The organism is Streptomyces sp. NPDC048639, from assembly GCF_043199075.1.
Classification (GTDB): domain Bacteria; phylum Actinomycetota; class Actinomycetes; order Streptomycetales; family Streptomycetaceae; genus Streptomyces.
The window spans coordinates 570,447-589,144 of the sequence record NZ_JBICVP010000003.1 but is presented as its reverse complement, the minus strand read 5'-3'; the positions used below and the strand labels follow the sequence as shown (position 1 = coordinate 589,144).

The window sequence follows — 18,698 nt, the reverse complement described above, 5'->3', positions numbered from 1 at the left end:
CCGATAGGCGATGTCCGATGCGGGATGAGCCGATGTGCGGAACGGCGCGTGGCGCACGGGGCGTACGAGCCCTCCGCCACCTGGGGGGTCTGCTCGCGCCCGCAGTCGTAGGGGTCCGTACCCCGGGAGTCGCGGCCGGCCGCCGTGCCGGACGGCCCGGGCGCAGCGGGGTCTGACCTGCCCGTTGCGTGGGGATACGGGGCGCGGTGCCGCTGTCTTTAGCGCGTCGCAACGTCGATCTACAGCGAAAGTCACGACCGTTCACCCCTTCCGGTGGTGCGATGGACAACCGTCCATCGCACTGCCCGCAGGCCCGCATACGGTCTCTTCGCTGCCACTCGGCGGCCAAGTGATCGAGTACGGGGGTGCACACGTGCGCGTAGGACTGCTTACGGAGGGTGGGTATCCGTATGCGACCGGTGAGGCAAGGGTGTGGTGCGACCGTCTCGTGCGCGGTCTCGCGCAGCACGAGTTCGCCGTCCATGCGCTGAGCCGCAGCGAGCGTCAGGAAGCGCACGGCCTGCTCGAACTGCCGCCGCACGTGACCCGGGTGCGCACGGCGCCGTTGTGGGGGACGGCCGAGGACCCGCAGCGGGACGGCCTCAAGGGGCGCACGCGGGCGCGCGGTTACGGCCGGCGCGAGCGGCGCCGGTTCGCCGCGCACTTCACGGATCTCGTCGCGGCGGTCTGCGGGGCCGCACCGGAGGCCTCACCCGCGTCCGCGGCGGAGGCTCCGCCGGCCGGGGGCACCCAGGCGGACCGTTTCGCCAGTGGTCTCTACGGACTCGCCGAACTCGCCCAGGAACAGGGCGGGTTGCGCTCCGCCCTCCGCTCCGAGGCGGCCGTGCGCGCCCTTGAGACGGCTTGCCGTGCCCCCGGCGCCCTCCGCGGCGCGCACGGGGCGCAGCTCTCCGACGTACTCGCCGTGCTCGAGGGACTTGAGCGCGCACTGCGGCCGTTGTCCCTCGACTGGTACGGCGAGGGCGACGCGGGCCTGGGCGGCGTCGACCTCTGCCACGCGACGTCCGGAGGCACAGCGGCCCTGCCCGGCCTGATCGCCAAGCGCTTCTACGGGATCCCCCTGCTCGTGACCGAGTATGGCGTACGGCTCCGCGAGCACTACCTCGCCTCCGCCGCCGCACCCCTGACCGCCCCTGTGCGCGCCCTGCTCGCCTCCTTCCAGCGGCAGTTGGCGACCGAGGTGTACGCCCAGGCGTCGCTCATCACACCCGGCAACACCCACGCGTACCGCTGGCAGGAGCGCTGCGGCGCCGACCGTGCCAAGCTGCGGACGGTTTATCCCGGAATGGACGCACGGCCCTTCGCCGCCGTGGGCGATGCCGACCGGACCGGCGAAGCGGGTGCCGCGCCGGACCGGATGGCGGACGACCGCACGCTGGTCTGGGTCGGCCGGATCGAACCGGCGAAGGACCTGGTGGCCCTGCTCCATGCCTTCCGGCTGGTACGGGAGTCGGAGCCGGCGGCCCGGCTGCGGATCGTCGGGGCGCCCGGGCACGGGCCCGAGGCGGCCGGGTACGACGCCCACTGCCGCGTCCTGGCCGCCCAGTTGTTCCCCGACGAGGCCGAGAGCGCGGTGAGCGTCGGCGACAACCCGGTCTCGTTCGAGGGAATCGGCGACCCGGAAGTCCCCGAACTCGCCGACGCGTACGCCGCCGCCACGGTGGTCGTGCAGTCCAGCGTGGTGGAGGGCTTCCCGGTCGGTCTGGTCGAGGCCATGCTCTGCGGCCGGGCCACGGTCTCGACCGACGCCGGCGCCGTCTGCGAGGTCATCGGCGGTACGGGCCTGGTGGTGCCCCCGCGCAACCCCCGGGCGCTGGCGGACGCCTGCGTGACGCTGCTCCGCGACCCGGACCGCCGGGCCCGGCTGGGGGCTGCCGCGCGGGCCCGGGCGCTCGAGATCTTCACCGTCGAGCAGAACATCGCGGCATTTCGTGGCATCTACCTGGAGCTGATGTCGCGCTGCCCGGTCCAGCGGGAGCCGGCCGACACGGGAGGCGAACCGCAGCCCTTCGCCCGCCCCGCCGAGGCCCATGTCCCCGGCCGCTGGGCCCGCTCCGGCGGCGCCCGGCCGGGTCCTGGGCGGGACGCCGGTCCGGGCCAGATGGTCCTGTCCCACACCCCGGCGTGGGCGGCGGACGGGCCGTTGCGCGACGACGGCAGGACGGCGGCCCGACACGGCGCCGAACCGGCGAGCGCGGATGCCGGCGGTGCACCCGCCGGTGCGGGTCCGGCGCAGGGCGCCGAGACGGGCCGAGCGGGCGCCGGGCCGGCCGTAACCGGTTCCGATCCGGTGGGTGCCGTTGCCGGGGCCGGTGCCGAACCCGTGGGTGTCGGCATGCCGTTCACCCGTCACGCCCCGCTCAGGGAGGCCCGGGCATGACCAGTCCCCATACGACGGACGGCTCGTGGTGGCCGGACCGGAGCGGCGCTCTTCCGTCCGCGCAGGAGGAGGATCCGACGCCCCCGGCGGCCGAAGGAGGCACCGGCACCAGCGCGTACGGAGACGGGGCCGCGTACCAGGACGGAAGCGCGTACGGGGACGGCGCCGCCTACGGGGACGGAAGCGCGTACGACGACGCAACGGACGGCGCCCGCCCCGCAGGCCCGGACATGGAACACGAGGACGCCGGGGCATCGGGCGCGAGCTCCCTCGCCGCCGCGCGGCAGCGGATCGCCGAGCGGCGCTCCGAGGGCGGCGTGCCCGGACCGGCCTCCGAGGCGGACCGCACCTGGTTCGACCCGGTCGTCACTCCCCACCGCCTGGGCGTGATTCCCCCGCAGGACCCGGGGCTCGGCGCCGAGCGCGACGCGGACCGGATCACCGGCGCAGCGGCTCTGCCCGGCGCGGCGCGTCCGGCTTCGCCCGTTATGCCCGTCATGCCCGTCACGCCCGCCGCGTCTGCCCGGCACGGCGCGAGCGACCCCTTCGCCGTACCCCGGTGCCCGGTTGAGCCCGAGCACACCCCGACCCCCGCCCACCGGCGTCCCGTTGAGTCCGGACCCGCGGTTCCGCAGGTGTCCGCACAGACGCGGAGGTCCGCACGGCCGGCGTCCCGGCGCGGCCCGGCCGACCCGGTGAAGGCGCTGATGCACCGGCATCGCGCGCTGTGCGAGCGGGCCATCGACCCGCTCGAGATCGCCGCAGGACTGGAGGCGCACGGCGTCACGGACCGGACCGCCGCCCGCTTCCGGCACCGCGATGTGTTCTCCCTCGCGGAGGAGCTCTACGCGCGTGTTCCCCGGGCGGAGTACCCCGCGCACCGGCCGCGGGCCACCGCCCCCGAGGCCCCGCCCGCGCCCCGGTCGCGGCGCCTGCTGTATCTGCTGCCGGGAGCGGGAGCCGCGTGCGCCGCGGCCACGCTCGGCGCCGAAGCCTTTGTGACGGCCGGTCAGCCCGTACGGCTGGGGATCGCCGCCGCGGGTGCCGTCGCTGTCGCGGTGGCGCTGCGGCTGTGTGTACGGCGCGGGCCGCTGAGCCTGCGCGGCGCGGCCGCCGGTACCGCACCGCTGTGGACGTGCTGGCTGCTCGGTCACCTCCTGGTCGGCGACGCGCTGCTCGCCCAATGGGCCGGTGCGCACGGCCCGTTGTGGCCGCTCGCCGCCGCACCCGACGCCGCCGCCTTCGCGGCCCCGGCCGTCGTCGCCCTCGCTTTCGCGGTCGCCCCCGCGGCTTGGTGCGCCCGGTGGTTCGCCGTACGCGCCCGCAGCAGGCTCGCGGCCAGTCGCGGTCTGGAGGACTTCTCGGCGGGCATCCGCCCGTCACTCCCGGTGGCCACCGGCCTCTTCCTGGCCGCGCTCGTGACGCTGCTGATGGCGGCCCGCGCGGCGGCCCTGGCCGCGGGCGGCTGGTACGGCGCGGTGCACCACGACGCCTCGTACGCCGTCCTGATCCGGGAGGCCTTGTCGGCCGCCGCCGCGCCCGCGGCCCTCGGCGCCCTGATCTTCGTGGCCCGTCTGCTCGCCGTTCACGGCCGGCCGTCGGCCGCGGCCCGCGGACTAGCCGCGGCCTGTGCGGTCGAGGCTCTGGCACTCGGCGCGGCCGCGGCGGCGCGGCTGCCCGGGTGCGGTGTGCTCGGCCGCCCGGTCGAGGCGGTGGTCGCCCGGTACGGACCCGGGACCGTACCGCTCGCGGCCTGCGCCGCCGCCGCGCTCCTCCTCCTGGTGCACGCCACCGTCACCCTCTCCCGCGCCGAGGCACACACCCGGCTCCCCGCGGACCCGCGATGACCGCCTGACCGCCCGAACGACCCCGCCCGACCCCGATGGACCCTCACCCCGGTTCCACCGCGGATCCGGCACGTCCTTCTAGGAGAACCCGAGATGACACCACTGAATCCGGCATCGCCGGCCCGGCCTCCCGCCCGCCCCCGCACCGCGGGCCCGCTCCACGCCCGCGCCGGCGCCGCCCCGTACCCGTTCGAGAACCACGCGCCCCTGGGCCCGTACGAGAGTCGGGAGGGCGCGCGATGAGGGTCCTGCTGCTGGGGGCCAACGGGTTTCTCGGACGGCACGTGGCCGAGCGGCTGCTCGCCGACCCCGCCGTCCAGCTCACCGCGCTCGGCCGCGGTGACGACGCCGACGTGCGGTTCGATCTCGCCGCCGGGAGCCCCGGCGCGCTGACCCGCTTCCTGGACGCCGTGCATCCCGGCGTCGTCATCAACTGCGCGGGCGCGACCCGCGGCGGTGCCCGCGACCTCACCCGGCACAACACCGTGGCCATGGCGACCGTCTGCGAGTCGCTGCGGCGCAGCAGTTGCGGCGCGCGCCTGGTCCAGCTCGGCTGCGCCTCCGAGTACGGGCCGTCCCAGCCCGGTTCCTCGACGACGGAGGACGCGGTGCCGCGCCCCGGCGGCCCGTACGGCGTGAGCAAGCTCGCCGCCACCGAGATGGTCCTCGGCTCCGACCTCGACGCCGTCGTGCTGCGCGTCTTCTCCCCGGCCGGCCCGGGCACTCCGGCGGGCTCCCCGCTGGGCCGTCTCGCCGAGGCGCTGCGGCGGACGATGCAGTCCGGCGACAGCGAGCTGAAGCTGAGCGGGCTCGGCGTGCAGCGGGACTTCGTGGACGTACGGGACGTGGCGCGCGCGGTGCACGCGGCCTCCCTGTCCGCCGCACAGGGCGTGGTCAACATCGGCACCGGCCGCGCCGTACGGATGCGGGACGTCGCGGTCGTCCTGGCGAAGGCCGCGGGCTTCGGCGGCACCATCCACGAGCTGGACGCGAGCGCCGCCCGGGGCGGCCTCGGGGGAGCGGCCGAGCACCTCGGCGCCCCGGCCGCCTACCCCTACCCGGACGGGTGCGGCGTCTGGCAGCAGGCGGACGTGCGCACCGCACGTGACCGGCTCGGCTGGCGCCCCCGCATCCAACTCGAGGAGTCCCTCGCCGACATCTGGATGGAGGCAGCATGTCGCATCTGATCTCGGCCGGGCCGCGGCGCAAAGCGCCCGCGGATGTGAGCCGTCTCGGCTTCGGAGTGCCCGGCTACGCCCACCCGCTGATCGCTCCCGCCGAGTGGGCGGAGCTGACCCGCCCCGAGACACCGCTGCACTGGGCCGTGCTCAATGTGGCGCGGGGCCCCGGTGTCCGCCCGGACCCGCACTGCCTGGAGGCCGCGGGGCGCCTGACCAACGCGGGCGCGCGGGTGCTCGGCCATCTCGACATGCGCCTGGGCACGCGCCCCTTCGGCGAACTGGTCTCCGACGCCCACCGCTTCCTCGACTGGTACAAGGTCGACGGCTTCTTCCTCGGCCGCTGCCCGTCCGAGCGTTCCGAGCTGGCGGACGTCCGGCGGACGACGACCACGCTCCGTGCGCTGCTCGAGGAGGCGTTCGTCGTCTACGGGCACAGCACGCACCCGTACCCGGGTTATGCGGAGTGGGGCGACCAGCTGGTGACGTTCTCCGGGCCGTGGACGGATTATCGCTGGTCACAGGTGGCGGAGTGGACGGCCGACTACGCGCCGCAGCGCTTCTGCCATCTGGTCCACGGCGTACCGCGCACGCACCTGGAGGAGGCGATGCGCATCGCCCGCTGGCAGGGCGCGGGGACCATCTACTTCACGGACCGTACGGACCGGGGACGCGGCGCGGACCCCTGGGAGGCGCTTCCCGGCTACTGGGACGAAATCGTCTCGCGGATCGGACCGGGTGTCTCGGAATGAGAAGGCCCATGGCACTGTTACGAGGAGACGAACCGTACTCATAACCGACCAACGGAGTCCCCGTGTCGCTGCCACCCCTGGTCGAGCCGGCTGCCGAGCTCACCGTCGACGAGGTCCGCAGGTACTCACGCCACCTGATCATCCCCGATGTCGGGATGGAGGGGCAGAAGCGGCTCAAGAACGCCAAGGTGCTGTGCGTCGGAGCCGGCGGCCTCGGCTCGCCCGCCCTGATGTACCTGGCCGCGGCCGGCGTCGGCACGTTGGGAGTCGTGGAGTTCGACGAGGTCGACGAGTCGAACCTGCAGCGTCAGATCATCCACAGCCAGGCGGACATCGGCCGCTCCAAGGCCGAGTCCGCGCGTGACACCGTCAAGGGCATCAACCCGTACGTCGACGTGATCCTCCACCAGGAGCGGCTCGACTCCTCCAACGTGATGGAGATCTTCGCCGACTACGACCTGATCGTCGACGGCACCGACAACTTCGCCACCCGCTACCTGGTCAACGACGCGTGCGTGCTGCTGAACAAGCCGTACGTGTGGGGGTCCATCTACCGCTTCGACGGCCAGGCCTCCGTCTTCTGGTCCGAGCACGGACCCTGCTACCGCTGCCTCTACCCCGAGCCCCCGCCGCCCGGCATGGTCCCGTCCTGCGCCGAGGGCGGCGTGCTCGGCGTGCTGTGCGCGTCGATCGGCTCGATCCAGGTCAACGAGGCGATCAAGCTGCTCGCCGGCATCGGTGACCCGCTGCTCGGCCGCCTGATGATCTACGACGCCCTGGAGATGACGTACCGGCAGGTCAAGGTCCGCAAGGACCCCGAGTGCGCCGTCTGCGGCAAGAACCCGACCGTCACCGAGCTGATCGACTACGAGGCCTTCTGCGGCGTCGTGTCGGACGAGGCGCAGGAGGCGGCCGCGGGCTCGACCATCACGCCGACCCAGCTCAAGGAGTGGATCGACGCCGGCGAGAGCATCGACATCATCGATGTCCGCGAGCCCAACGAGTACGAGATCGTCTCCATCCCGGGCGCTCGGCTGATCCCGAAGAACGAGTTCCTCATGGGCACCGCACTGCAGGGCCTGCCCCAGGACCGGAAGATCGTCCTGCATTGCAAGACGGGTGTCCGCTCCGCGGAAGTCCTCGCGGTGCTGAAGAACGCGGGCTTCGCCGACGCCGTCCATGTGGGCGGTGGCGTGATCGGCTGGGTGCACCAGATCGAGCCGTCGAAGCCGGTGTACTGACGCCCGCGTACTGACAACCGCGTACCGACGTCCGACCGACACATCCGCGTACTGCGTGCTGACGTCCGCGTCCTCACGCCCCACGCGAGGGGACGTGCAACGGGATGTGCGAGGGGCCTGCCCGCTGGGCAGGCCCCTCGGTCGTTCAGCCGTTCTCGGTGGATCAGCCGTTCACGGGGTGGAGGACGTACCCGGTGTAGCGGTACTCGCCCCCGTGCTCGCGCCGCAGCGCGATCTCCTCGCGGACGGCCGCAACGGCCCGTTCCACGCCGGGTGCCGTCGGATCGGCCGCGTCGGCCCGCTCGCCGAGCGGCCCGTAGTACTCCTCCCACCAGTCACGGTCGGGAAGCGGCGACATGGCACCCACCCGGTAGCCGGCCGCCTCCGCCGCCGCGGTGTTCTCCTCCGGGAGCCGCAGCGGATAGGCCGGATCCCAGAACGCCCGGGCCCGGGGCGACGGTGTGGCCGTGGCCCACTCGACTTCGGTCAGGACGAGGACGCCACCGGGGGCGAGCAGGCGGCGCCACGTCCGCAGCGCGGTGTCGAACCCGATGGTGTAGACCGAGCCCTCCGCCCAGATCACATCGAAGCTGTGGTCGGGGTGCGGCAGATCGTCCATGGAACGGTTGAGGGTGGTGATGTGCGCGGCCAGCCCCTTCCGGGCGGCGGTCGCGTCCAGTTCGTCGAGGAACGGCTGGTGCAGATCGACCGCGGTGACCCGGGCCCGGGCATCGGCGGCCAGGATCAGGGCGGCGCGGCCGGGGCCGCAGCCCGCGTCCAGCGCCCGCGGGCGCGCAGGCAGAGGAGCGGCCAGCTCCAGCAGCCGGCGGGTGGTGGCATCGGATCCCGGTCCCTGCCTCGGCAGCCCGCGGTGCAGGGCGAAGAAGGCGTCGGTCAGCGGATCGTTCGAAGGTTCGGACATCGTGGTAACCCTTGGAGAAGGGGCCCGGGACAGGACGGGGGAGCGGCCGTCGGCGAACCGTCATGGTCCATGGCTCGGTGAGTCATGGTGGCTCCGCGAGCGTCATGGCTCGGCGAGCGCGGTCATGGTGGTGGTTCGGTGAGCGCGCAAGGGCGCTCGTACGGCAGGCGGCTCGGGGTCAGACCGGGGCCCGGGACGTGAGGATGGTCCGGGCACTGCGCACGGCAGTGGTCTCCACGACGGTCATCAACCTCACCTCTCTTCCGCTCCAACGGCAGACCGGGTCGTCTCTGGGCTCAGGACCCTAACACTCCCCGCCGCGGCCCCTGTTGGCCGGAGACGGACGGACCGTCGGCCGGCGGCGCGCGGGCGCTACCGCGTGCAGACCGTGCCGGACTTCGGCACCGTGCCGTCGAGCAGATAGCGGTCTACGGCATCGGTCACGCAGGTGCCGTTGCCGTACGCGCCGTGGCCCTCGCCCTTGTTGGTGACCTCGATGCCGACGCCCTTGCCGAGCCCCTGGGCCATCCGCCGTGCCCCCTCGTACGGCGTGGCCGGGTCGCCCGTGTTGCCGACCACCACGATCGGGGCCGAGCCCTTCGCGGAGACGTCCAGGCTCTCCGTACCGCCGTCCACCGGCCAGTCGGTGCACTGTTGCAGGCCCCACGCCAGGAAGTCGCCGAAGACGGGCGAAGCCTTGCGGAACTCGGGCAGCTTCGCCTTGATGTCGGCGGTCGTGTAGCGCTGCTGGGAATCGGCGCAGGCGATCGCGGTGTTGGCGGACTGGATGTTGCTGTACTGGCCCTGCTGGTCCCGGCCCGTCATCGAATCGGACAGAGCCATCAGCAGGTTCCCGGTGCCGAGTTGCTGCGCCTCGGAGAGGCCCTGCTTCAGGTAGCCCCAGAAGTCCTGGGAGTAGAGCGCCTGCGCAATGCCGTTGAGGGCGTGGGTCTGGGTGAGGTCGCGACCGTCCTTGGTCGGCAGCGGCTTGGTGTCGAGCTGCTTCAGCAGGTCGCCGATCTTCTGGCTGCCCTGCTTCGGGTCGGGGCCGGCCGGGCAGGAGGCGCCGTCCGCGGCGCAGTCCTTGAGGAAGTTGTCCAGAGCGAGCTGGAAGCCCTTGGCCTGGCCGAGGGAGCTCTGCTCGGGGTCGTGGGTCGGATCGACGACGGCGTCGAAGACGGCACGGCCCACGTTGCGCGGGAAGAGGTGGGCGTAGACGGCGCCGAGCTCGGTGCCGTACGAGATGCCGAAGTAGTTGAGCTTGCGGTCGCCGAGGACCTGGCGCATCAGGTCCATGTCGCGGGCGGCGCTCTCGGTGTCCACGTGCGGGATCACCTTGCCGGCGGTCTTCTCGCAGCCCTCCGCGGACTTGCTGGTGACCTCCAGGGACTGCTTCTCCTCCGCGGCGTCGTCGGGGGTGCCGTCGACGGCGTAGGCGGCGTCCATGGCCCTGTCGTCGAGGCAGCGCACGCCCTCGCTCTCGCCGACGCCGCGGGGGTCGAAGCTGACCAGGTCGTAGCGGCTGTGCAGCTTCTCGTAGTCCTCCTGCGCGGCGAGGGGCAGGGTCGAGACGCCGGAGCCGCCGGGGCCGCCGAAGTTGTAGACGAGCGAGCCGAGGCGCTTGTCCTGGTCCTTGGCCTTGGCGCGGATGAGGGCGAGATCCATACGCTCGCCGTCCGGCTTGCTCCAGTCGAGCGGCACCTGCATGGTGCTGCACTCCCACGCGGTGCCGTCGGGCATCGGCGCGGGCTTGCCCGTACCGGCGCCCTGGAGGGTGGAGGGTGCGGGGCAGCTCTTCCAGCTCAGCTTCTGCTCCGTCAGCGGGCCGCCGGACGTGTCGCCGTCCCCGTCGCCGCAGGCGGTGGCCGCCGTCGCGACGAGCAGGCCCACGGCGGCCACGGCTCCGGCCCGCGCTATGGATCGCTTGCGTCTGGGCACCCTGCTCCCCGTCCGGTGGATGGCTCCTTCAGAAACAGTAGAACAGCGAGTCGGTTCCTCAGCTCGGCCGATGCTCCTCGGGGAGTACGGCGAAGGCCTCGATTTCCAGCAGAAACTCCGGCCTGATGAGGGCTGCCACCTGAACGGCCGAACTGGCAGGCGGGCGAGCGGTGTCGATCACCTCGTCACGGGCGGCACGGATGGCCGGGAGGAACCCGACATCAGTGATGAAGAAGGTCAGTTTGACCACGTCGGAGAAGCCGGCTCCCGCGGCGGCCAGGCATCGGCGGAGATTCTCGAAGACCTGACGCGCCTGCGCGTCCGGATCGCCCGGCCCGACGACCGCTCCGTGCTCGTCGAGCGCCACTTGCCCGGAGACGGCGACGAAGTGTCCGGTGCCCTGGACGACATGGCTGTATCCACGACCCGGCGCGACACCGGCGGGCGCGAGGAGGTGCTCCAGGTGATCGGCGTGGGACATACGGGGTTCTCCTCGCATCGTGGGTACGCCGCAGATCCTCATGCAGGAGCGGCGAGGGCGGTAGCGGTTTCGGGAACCGCCCCGCCGGAGCCCTCGGCAGTCCGGCGGGGCCACGAGCCGGCCCGGCCCGGCGGGGCCACGAGTCGGACGGCCGACGGCGGCTCGGCCCGGCGGTGCTCGGACAGCGCTGCCTTCGCCCGAACCGCGGCGTGAAGTACGTACCGTCGCCGCGGTGAAGTCGCTCGACGGCGTGGGCGGGCGGTGTCCGCAGGACCGCGCCCCCCTGGCCCCGGGCATCGGGGCGCCTACGGCCCATGAACCACTGCCCTGGGCACGGCAGCCCCCAGCCGGGCACACAGGGCTTCCGCACGTGCAGACGCACCCGTACCACGCGCTCCGCGACGGGCGGGCTGCCCGATGGGGGCGGGACCGGCCACCCGACCCGCACGCGAGCCGCAGGCTAGATCGCTTCCTTGCGTGTCAGGTGCGTGAACGACAGCCACCCCGGCAGGACCGGCAGCCAGAACGTCATCAGCCGGAACAGCAGCACCGCCGGTGTCGCGATCTCCTTCGGCAGGCCCGCCGCGATGAGGCCGAACGTCAGAGTCGCTTCCACCGCGCCCACACCGCCGGGCGTCGGAGCGGCGGACCCGAGCGCATTGCCCGCGAGGAAGACGACCGCGATGCTCGCGTAGCTCAGCTCGCCGCCGAACGCGCGGATCGAGGCGTCCAGGCACATCACGAACGCGCCCGTCAGCAGCAGCGTTCCGCCGACGCCCGTGAACACCTTCTGCGGACGCTGCATGATGTCCAGCATCCGCGGCACCACGCCCGCGAACAGTGACCGTACGCGCGTCGCCAGGAACTTCCGCAGCGCCGGCACCGCCGTCACGATCAGTACCGCCACGGCGGCCGTCAGCAGTCCCGCGATGACCGTACGGGACGGGGTGAGCGAGGGCGTGCGCTCCGTCCCCGTGATGTAGCCGAAGGTCAGCAGCAGGACGATGTGGATGCCGAGGCCCACGAGCTGGGACGCGCCGACGCTCGCGACCGCGAGTCCCGGCCGTACGCCCGCACGCTGGAGGAAGCGGGTGTTGAGCGCGACACCGCCGACCGCCGCCGGGGCGACGAGCTTCACGAACGACCCGGCGACCTGTGCCAGGACCGTACGGACGAAGGACACCTTCTCGGGGACGAAGCCGAGAAGGTTCAGGGCGGCGGCGAAGTACGTCACGGAGGAGAAGGCGAACGCGGCCGCGACCCAGTACCAGTTCGCCTCGGCGATCACGTCCTTGAAGCTGACGTGCGTGAGCGTCGAGAGCAGGAAGTACGCGGCGAAGGCTCCGGCGATGAAGCTGACGAGCGTCCGCGGCCGGATCCTTTCGAGGCGGGCGGGCTCCACCGGCGCCTGCGGCCGGATGAGCAGGATCTGGCCCCGGATCTGGGCCAGCAGGTCCTCCTCGCGTGCCTCCTCCAGTGCCTCGTCGATGGCCCGTTTCTCGGCGAGCCGCTCCGCCCGTACGGACTTGCGTTCCGCCCGTGTGGCCTTGCGCCCCGCCTTGGGGCCGCCCGTGCCGCTCTCCTCCGCCGCCTCTCCGCGCGCCTCGCGCGAGACGCGGGACGCCTCGAGGACCGCCTCGCGTTCGCGCTGCGCCCGCTCCTTGGCGAGCTGCCGCAGCGTGGCGCGCGTGGAGCGGCTCAGTGCGATGGGCTGGAGCAGCGGCAGGCTGTCGGCGATCGCGTCGGGGCCGAGGACCGCGACGGCCGCGGCCACCGAACGCTCGGCGCCGACCCGTAGGCCCAGGGTGGTGAGCAGCTGGGCGATGTCCATCCGCAGCACCAGATCGCCGGCCGCGATCTCGCCGCCGCGCAGATCGGTGAGGGCGACCGAGCCGTTGCGGTCGACCAGGATGGCGTCCCCGACCAGTCTGCGGTGGGCGATACGACGCGACTGCAGTGCCTGGACCTGCAGCCAGGTGCTGCGCAGCAGTTCGTCGGTGATCTCCTCGTCCGGGAGCGAGTCGAGGCTGCGGCCGCCGGTGTGCTCGTAGACGAGCATGACGGCGTCGGGGCCCAGTTCGGACGTGGCGATCAGTTTGGGGGCGTTCGCTCCGGCGGCGATGGCGGCGTAGGCGAGCAGGGCCTCCTGCTCCAGGGCCTGGCGCAGCGACTGGAGGCTGCGGCGCTGCGTGATGCCGCGGATCGCGAAGCGGCGCCACACGCGGTAGAAGAAGCCCTGCGCCTGCTGCTCGCGGTCGACGACCGTGACGTCGAGCGGGGCTCCCTCCTCCAGGGTGACGAGGTAGCGGCGCCCGCGCTCCTGGTTGTCGGCGTCCGGTGTCTCCTCGGCGCGCAGGGCGCTGACGGGGCGGAATCCGACGCGGCGCAGCCCGGCGAGGAGGTTCTGGCCGGTGGGCCGGACGTTGGGGGAGCCGACGGTGTAGAGCGTGCCGTAGGCGACGGTCCAGCCGATGAGGACGGTGACGAGGATCGAGAACGGCGTCGCGAATCCGCCGACGAGGACGGCGAACACCTGGAGCGCCAGCACGACCCACAGCACCACGCGCCATCGTGGTCGCCGTGCCATCCCGACCGCCGTCATATAGGCGATGACGGGCGCCAGATAGCCGTGCACGGGGTCGGTGATGTCGCCGCTCGGGGCCTGTTTGGTCAGTGCGTCCTGGATCGACTCCGGGGCCGACCGGGCCACCCACAGGTCGGTGGCGAGCGAGACGCCGTGCGCCAGGACGGCGGCCAGGACGCCGTCCGCGATGCGCAGACCGTCGCGCTTGATCAGCCGCTCGATGGCGAAGGCGACGGGGACGATGAGGACGGCCACGCTGGAGGCGAAGCCGGCGAAGCTCGTCAGCAGGTCGGGCGCTTGGCCCGTGCCCTTGCCGATGTCCTGTTTGAGGCCCTCGGTCGTGCCGTGCGCGAAGGCCGCGATGGCGAGGACGACGACGATCCCGAGAATGCCGAGGAGCACCCGTACGAGGTCGGCGGGGCGGTGGACGCGGGCGGGCAGCAACGGCTCGTCCCCGGAGACCTGGTCGACGTGGATCTCGCCCTCGTCGTCCGCGTCTCCGGCGGCGGAGCGCCAGGACGCCTTGACGCCCGACAGGCCCCCGGTCCTGCCGGTGGCCGGCTTGGCGCGCGGCTTGTCACACGGCTGGTCACCCGGCTCGTCTCCGGTCGGACCGCCTGTGCCGCTGTCGGCGCGGTCGTCGCTCCGGTCGCCGCTCGGGGCGCCCGCGGTTCCGTCCGCCCGCGGCCCTGTCGTGGCCGAATCAGGCCCCTCGCCGGTGTCCGGGCGTGACGGCTCGCCAGAGGTGCCGGCCCCTTCGGGGCTTCCCGCACTCTGCTGGTCTGCCGACTCTCGTTGATCGCGTATCACCAGTCACCGCCCGGAAGATGGTGGCATGGCCGAGCCCCCGAGGGGGGCATCAGGGTGCATTTCGAGAGCGGGCGAAGCGGAAGCGGCACTCCCATTTGGTGTCCTGTGCGCCCTTCGGTGGCCCGCTGCGGCCGGAAACCGCCCTGTCGGTCCCGTACGGCACCATGGGCGGGATGAGCCCCGAGAGTACGCCTGCCGAGCCCCTGCCCGAGTACGCGGAGCGGGTGCTGGACGTCGCCGAGCGCATCCCGCCAGGCCGGGTGATGACGTACGGGGACGTCGCCGAATGGCTGGGCGACGGCGGCCCCCGTCAGGTGGGCCGGGTGATGTCCCTGTACGGCGGTGCGGTGCCGTGGTGGCGTGTCGTCCGATCCGGCGGCGCGCTCCTGCCCGGCCACGAACAGGAGGCCCTCGCCCACTACCGCGCCGAGGGCACGCCGCTGCGCACGGCCTCGCGCGCCGCCGCGGGCCATATGCCGAAGATCGACATGGCCCGGGCGCGCTGGGACGGCGCCTCGGGCGATGGCGCCCCGCGCGACGGTGCCTCGGGGGACCCGGACGAAGGAGCTCATATCTGACAGCTTCCGCCATGCGACGGCAGAAGACGTGATCCACAGCTCCTTTCCGGTATTCGTCCTGGCGCCGGCGCGGCGGTGGCCGTTGCCGGTACGGACCCGCCGGTGACTCCCGGAGGGGTGCGGGACGGGGCCGGGGCGGTGGCGGCGACGACCACGGGGACGCCCTGCGGCCCGCGGCCCCGAGGGCGTAGCGTCATCAACCCGCACCACGGAAGCCTCGCACCTCTCAAAGATCACGAGAACCACGTAATCCACGTACAGCACATCGTCAACGGACGCCCCGGAAACCACCGAACCACCACCAGAAACACGCACAGCACGCAGCACAGCACACCCACCAGGACCGGCGAACCACGTGAGCTCCTCCACACCGCCCTCTTCGACGCACCGGCAGGCCCGAGAACCGGCCACCGGCGCGTACCGACTGGTGCGCACGCCCCCGGAGACAGCCGGCCCTCCTGCTCTGGACGCACGACAGCGCGCCGTGGTTGACCATCCCGGCGGCCCGCTGCTCGTCCTCGCCGGTCCCGGTACGGGCAAGACGACCACACTCGTCGAGGCCGTGGCGGAACGTGTGGCCAAGGGCACCGACCCGGAGCGGATCCTCGTCCTCACCTTCAGCCGCAAGGCCGCGGTCGAACTGCGCGATCGCATGGCGGCCCGGCTGGGCGGCACCCACAGCCCGCAGGCCACCACCTTCCACTCGTACTGCTACGCGCTGGTCCGCGCCCACCAGGACGTCGAGCTGTTCGTCGACCCGTTCCGGCTCCTCTCGGGCCCGGAGCAGGACCTGGTGGTCCGTGAACTGCTCGCCGGGCAGGCCGAACTGGCCGGTCGCGGGCGCGGCGCGGTCCGTTGGCCGGACGAGCTGCGCGCCTGCCTGACCACGCGCGGCTTCGCCGACGAGGTCCGCGCCGTGCTGGCGCGCAGCCGCGAACTGGGGCTCGGACCGGGCGCGCTCGGCGCGTTCGCGCGCAGGACCGGGCGGCCGGACTGGGAAGCGGCGGCCTCCTTCCTCGCCGAGTACCTGGACGTGCTGGACGGCCGAGGGGTCCTGGACTACGCGGAGTTGGTGCACCGTGCGGTGCTGCTGGCCGGCCGCACGGAGGTCGCCGCCGAACTGACCGCCCGTTACGACGCGGTGTTCGTCGACGAGTACCAGGACACCGACGTCGCACAGGTCCGCCTGCTGCACGCGCTGGCCGGCCGCGGCCGTACGCTCGTCGCCTTCGGAGACCCGGACCAGTCCATCTACGCGTTCCGCGGCGCCGACGTGAACGGCATCCTCGACTTCCCCCACGCCTTCCCGAAGGCCGACGGCACCCCCGCGGACGTCGAAGTGCTCCGCACCTCCCGCCGCTCCGGCGCCGCGCTCGTCGAAGCCACCCGCCTCGTCACGCGCCGGATGCCGCTCACCCGCCTCCCGGCCGAAGCCGTGCGCGCCCACCGGGACTTGACGGCCGTACGGGACGGGGGACGCGTCGAGGTCTACACGTATCCGACGGCGGGCGCCGAACTGGACAACATCGCCGACATCCTGCGCCGCGCGCACCTGGAGGACGGTGTGCCCTGGGGGGAGATGGCCGTCCTCGTCCGCGCGGGGGGCCGTACGATCCCGGGCGTGCGGCGCTCCCTGACCGCCGCCGGCGTCCCCCTGGACATCGACGGGGACGACCTGCCGCTGCGCCACGAACCGGCGGCCGTACCGCTGTTGACGGCCCTGCGGGTGGCGGCCACGGCGGCAGCGGGCCCGACGGGCCTGGGCCCGGTGGGGCATGCCGCGGACGGTGCGGGGGACCCGGACGGTGTCCGAAGCCCTGAGCTTGCCGACGACGGCGAGGCGCCGGACGGGTCGGACCGGGCGGACAGGACGGACGGGGCGGACAGGACCGACAGGACGGAGGGTGCGGAGTCCGGTGCCGACGCGAACGGCGGGAACGGTGCGGACGGCGATGACGCGACGCGTGACGCGAACGGCGCGGACAGCACGAGAGACGCGAACGGCGCCGTCGCCACGGACGGCGCGTCCGGGTCGGCTCTCGGCACCGAGACCGCCGTCGAGCTGCTCACCTCGCCTCTCGGCGCGATGGACAGCACCGATCTACGGCGCCTGGGGCGGGCGTTGAGGGACGAGGAGCGGGCCGCCGGACGGGTCGTGCCCCGGCCGTCCGACGTGCTCATCGCCGAGGCGCTCGCCGAACCCGAGCGGCTGACGGCGCACGACCCGGCGTACGCGCGCGCAGCGCAGCGCCTCGGGCGCCTGCTGCGCGAGACGCGGGAAGCGCTCGCCCGGGGCGCCACCGCCGAGGAGGCGCTGTGGGGCCTCTGGGACGGCACGTCCTGGCCGCAGCGGCTCGAACGCGCCGCCCGGCGCGGCGGCGCCGCGGGCCGCAACGCCGACCGCGATCTCGACGCCGTCTGCGCCCTCTTCGAGACCGCGGCCCGCGCCGAGGAGCGCACCGGCGGCCGCGGAGCCCTCAACTTCCTGGAGGAGCTGGAGGCCCACGACATCGCCGCCGACACCCTCACGCGCCGGGCCGTACGCCCCGACGCCGTACGCCTGATGACCGCGCACCGCTGCAAGGGCCTGGAGTGGCGGCTCGTCGTCGTCGCGGGCGTCCAGGAAGGCCTGTGGCCCGATCTGCGGCGCCGCGGATCGCTGCTCGAAGCGGACCGCATCGGCCGGGACGGCATCGCCGAGCCCCTTACGCCCGGTGCGCTGCTCGCCGAGGAGCGGCGGCTGTTCTACGTCGCCGCCACGCGCGCGCGGGACCGGCTCGTCGTCACCGCCGTCAAGGCGGCCGCGGAGGACGGCGACCAGCCCTCCCGCTTCCTCACCGAACTCGGTGCGGAACCCGCCGGGGTGGCGCACCGCCCCCGCCGCCCGCTCTCCGTCGCCGCGCTCGTCGCCGAACTGCGCGCCACCACCGTCGACTCCGCAGCCTCTCCCGTTCTCCGTGACGCGGCGGCTCGCCGGCTGGCCCGGCTGGCGGCGCTGCGCGACGAGAGCGACCAGCCGCTCGTACCGGCCGCGCACCCGCACCGTTGGTGGGGCCTGTACGAGCCGACGCACAGTGACGTCCCGCTGCGCGACCCGGCCCGTCCCGTCACGCTCTCCGGCAGCGCCTTGGACCAACTGGCCAACACCTGCTCGCTCCAGTGGTTCCTCGGGCGCGAGGTGAAGGCGGACGTGCCGGCGACCGCCGCTCAGGGATTCGGCAACGTCGTGCACGTGCTGGCCGACGAGGTCGCCTCCGGACGTACGCCCGCGGACCTCGCCGTCCTCATGGAGCGGCTGGACTCCGTCTGGGACGGCCTCGCGTTCGACGCTCCCTGGAAGTCGCAGCAGGAGAAGGGCAATGCGCGGGCCGCCCTCGAACGCTTCATCCGCTGGCACGTCATGGACCGCGCGGGCCGGTCGCCGGTCGCCACGGAGCACGAGTTCGACGTCACCCTGGAAGCCGGCGCGTACGAGGTACGCATTCGCGGCAGCATGGACCGGGTCGAGGAGGACGGCCAGGGCCGTGCCTATGTCGTCGACTTCAAGACCGGCAGGACCAGGCCGACCGGACCGGAGGTCGCACGCCACCCGCAGCTCGCGGTGTACCAACTCGCCGTACGGGCGGGGGCGGTGGACGGCGCATTCGGCGGGCACACCGTCGAGCCGGGGGGCGCGGAGCTGGTCCATCTGCGCCTGGGGGCGTCGCGGAAGGACGGCGGGGACCAAGTGCCCGTGGTCCAGTCCCAGGAGCCCGTGGCCGGGACGACCGCACCGCCTGAGGACGGCGAATGGGTCGGGGAGCTGCTGGCCACCGCGGCGGGACGCGTCCTGGACGAGCGGTTCGCGCCGAGCCCCGGCCAGCACTGCCGTCACTGCGCGTTCCGCAACTCCTGTACGGCGAAGGCGGAAGGGCGTCACATCGTGGAGTGACGGCGGGTCCGGTACCGGTACGCCGTGACGGACCC

Annotated in this window: 10 protein-coding genes and 1 pseudogene; 7 read left to right on the top strand and 4 right to left on the bottom strand. The window is 73.3% G+C overall.

The genetic code is table 11. The annotated features are described in order from the left end of the window. The first annotated feature begins 373 nt into the window (after positions 1–373). The 5 genes from ACGFNH_RS10835 (at position 374) to moeZ (ending at position 7,419) form a co-directional block, all read left to right on the top strand. Positions 374–2,401 (top strand): DUF3492 domain-containing protein, encoded by a 2,028-nt coding sequence (locus ACGFNH_RS10835; RefSeq protein WP_393652703.1) that lies wholly within the window; start codon positions 374–376, stop codon positions 2,399–2,401. Continuing rightward, on the top strand, positions 2,398–4,248 hold the full coding sequence (locus ACGFNH_RS10830; RefSeq protein WP_393652702.1) for a hypothetical protein: 1,851 nt from the start codon (positions 2,398–2,400) through the stop codon (positions 4,246–4,248). The genes ACGFNH_RS10835 and ACGFNH_RS10830 overlap by 4 nt, the downstream gene beginning before the upstream one ends. A 239-nt stretch (positions 4,249–4,487) precedes the next feature. Then, positions 4,488–5,435, top strand: coding sequence for an NAD-dependent epimerase/dehydratase family protein (locus tag ACGFNH_RS10825; RefSeq protein ID WP_393652701.1), 948 nt, complete (start codon positions 4,488–4,490; stop codon positions 5,433–5,435). Beyond that, positions 5,423–6,178: a spherulation-specific family 4 protein gene (locus ACGFNH_RS10820; protein ID WP_393652700.1), complete on the top strand. Its 756-nt coding sequence runs from the start codon at positions 5,423–5,425 to the stop codon at positions 6,176–6,178. Before ACGFNH_RS10825 ends, ACGFNH_RS10820 begins: the two co-directional genes overlap by 13 nt. A gap of 62 nt (positions 6,179–6,240) precedes the next feature. After that, on the top strand, positions 6,241–7,419 hold the full coding sequence (gene moeZ, locus ACGFNH_RS10815) for an adenylyltransferase/sulfurtransferase MoeZ (RefSeq protein ID WP_393652699.1): 1,179 nt from the start codon (positions 6,241–6,243) through the stop codon (positions 7,417–7,419). A gap of 169 nt (positions 7,420–7,588) precedes the next feature. Here the strand turns inward: moeZ and ACGFNH_RS10810 are convergent. From ACGFNH_RS10810 to ACGFNH_RS10795, 4 genes and pseudogenes are all read right to left on the bottom strand, one after another. Next, a pseudogene (locus ACGFNH_RS10810) lies at positions 7,589–8,341 on the bottom strand (SAM-dependent methyltransferase); the annotation flags it as partial. A gap of 372 nt (positions 8,342–8,713) precedes the next feature. Continuing rightward, positions 8,714–10,279, bottom strand: a complete 1,566-nt coding sequence (locus ACGFNH_RS10805; protein ID WP_393652698.1) for an alpha/beta hydrolase — start codon at positions 10,277–10,279, stop codon at positions 8,714–8,716. Between the two features lie 58 nt (positions 10,280–10,337). After that, the gene (locus ACGFNH_RS10800; RefSeq protein ID WP_393652697.1) at positions 10,338–10,760 is read right to left on the bottom strand and encodes a RidA family protein; all 423 of its coding nucleotides are present in this window, start codon (positions 10,758–10,760) and stop codon (positions 10,338–10,340) included. A 460-nt stretch (positions 10,761–11,220) separates the two neighbouring features. Beyond that, positions 11,221–14,154 carry a flippase-like domain-containing protein gene (locus ACGFNH_RS10795; RefSeq protein ID WP_393652696.1) on the bottom strand — a complete coding sequence of 978 codons (2,934 nt, stop codon included), beginning with the start codon at positions 14,152–14,154 and terminating at the stop codon, positions 11,221–11,223. A 173-nt stretch (positions 14,155–14,327) separates the two neighbouring features. Here ACGFNH_RS10795 and ACGFNH_RS10790 point away from each other — a divergent pair, with 173 nt between their 5' ends. Both ACGFNH_RS10790 and ACGFNH_RS10785 read left to right on the top strand, forming a co-directional pair. Then, the gene (locus tag ACGFNH_RS10790; RefSeq protein ID WP_393652695.1) at positions 14,328–14,732 is read left to right on the top strand and encodes an MGMT family protein; all 405 of its coding nucleotides are present in this window, start codon (positions 14,328–14,330) and stop codon (positions 14,730–14,732) included. A 355-nt stretch (positions 14,733–15,087) separates the two neighbouring features. Beyond that, on the top strand, positions 15,088–18,663 hold the full coding sequence (locus tag ACGFNH_RS10785) for a UvrD-helicase domain-containing protein (protein ID WP_393652694.1): 3,576 nt from the start codon (positions 15,088–15,090) through the stop codon (positions 18,661–18,663). The last annotated feature ends 35 nt before the right edge of the window (positions 18,664–18,698 follow it).

Coding starts and splice junctions, on each gene's coding strand:
- ACGFNH_RS10825 (WP_393652701.1), top strand. CDS start 4,488: ATGAGGGTCCTGCTGCTGGGGGCCAACGGGTTTCTCGGACGGCACGTG.
- ACGFNH_RS10830 (WP_393652702.1), top strand. CDS start 2,398: ATGACCAGTCCCCATACGACGGACGGCTCGTGGTGGCCGGACCGGAGC.
- ACGFNH_RS10820 (WP_393652700.1), top strand. CDS start 5,423: ATGTCGCATCTGATCTCGGCCGGGCCGCGGCGCAAAGCGCCCGCGGAT.
- ACGFNH_RS10800 (WP_393652697.1), bottom strand. CDS start 10,760: ATGTCCCACGCCGATCACCTGGAGCACCTCCTCGCGCCCGCCGGTGTC.
- ACGFNH_RS10790 (WP_393652695.1), top strand. CDS start 14,328: ATGAGCCCCGAGAGTACGCCTGCCGAGCCCCTGCCCGAGTACGCGGAG.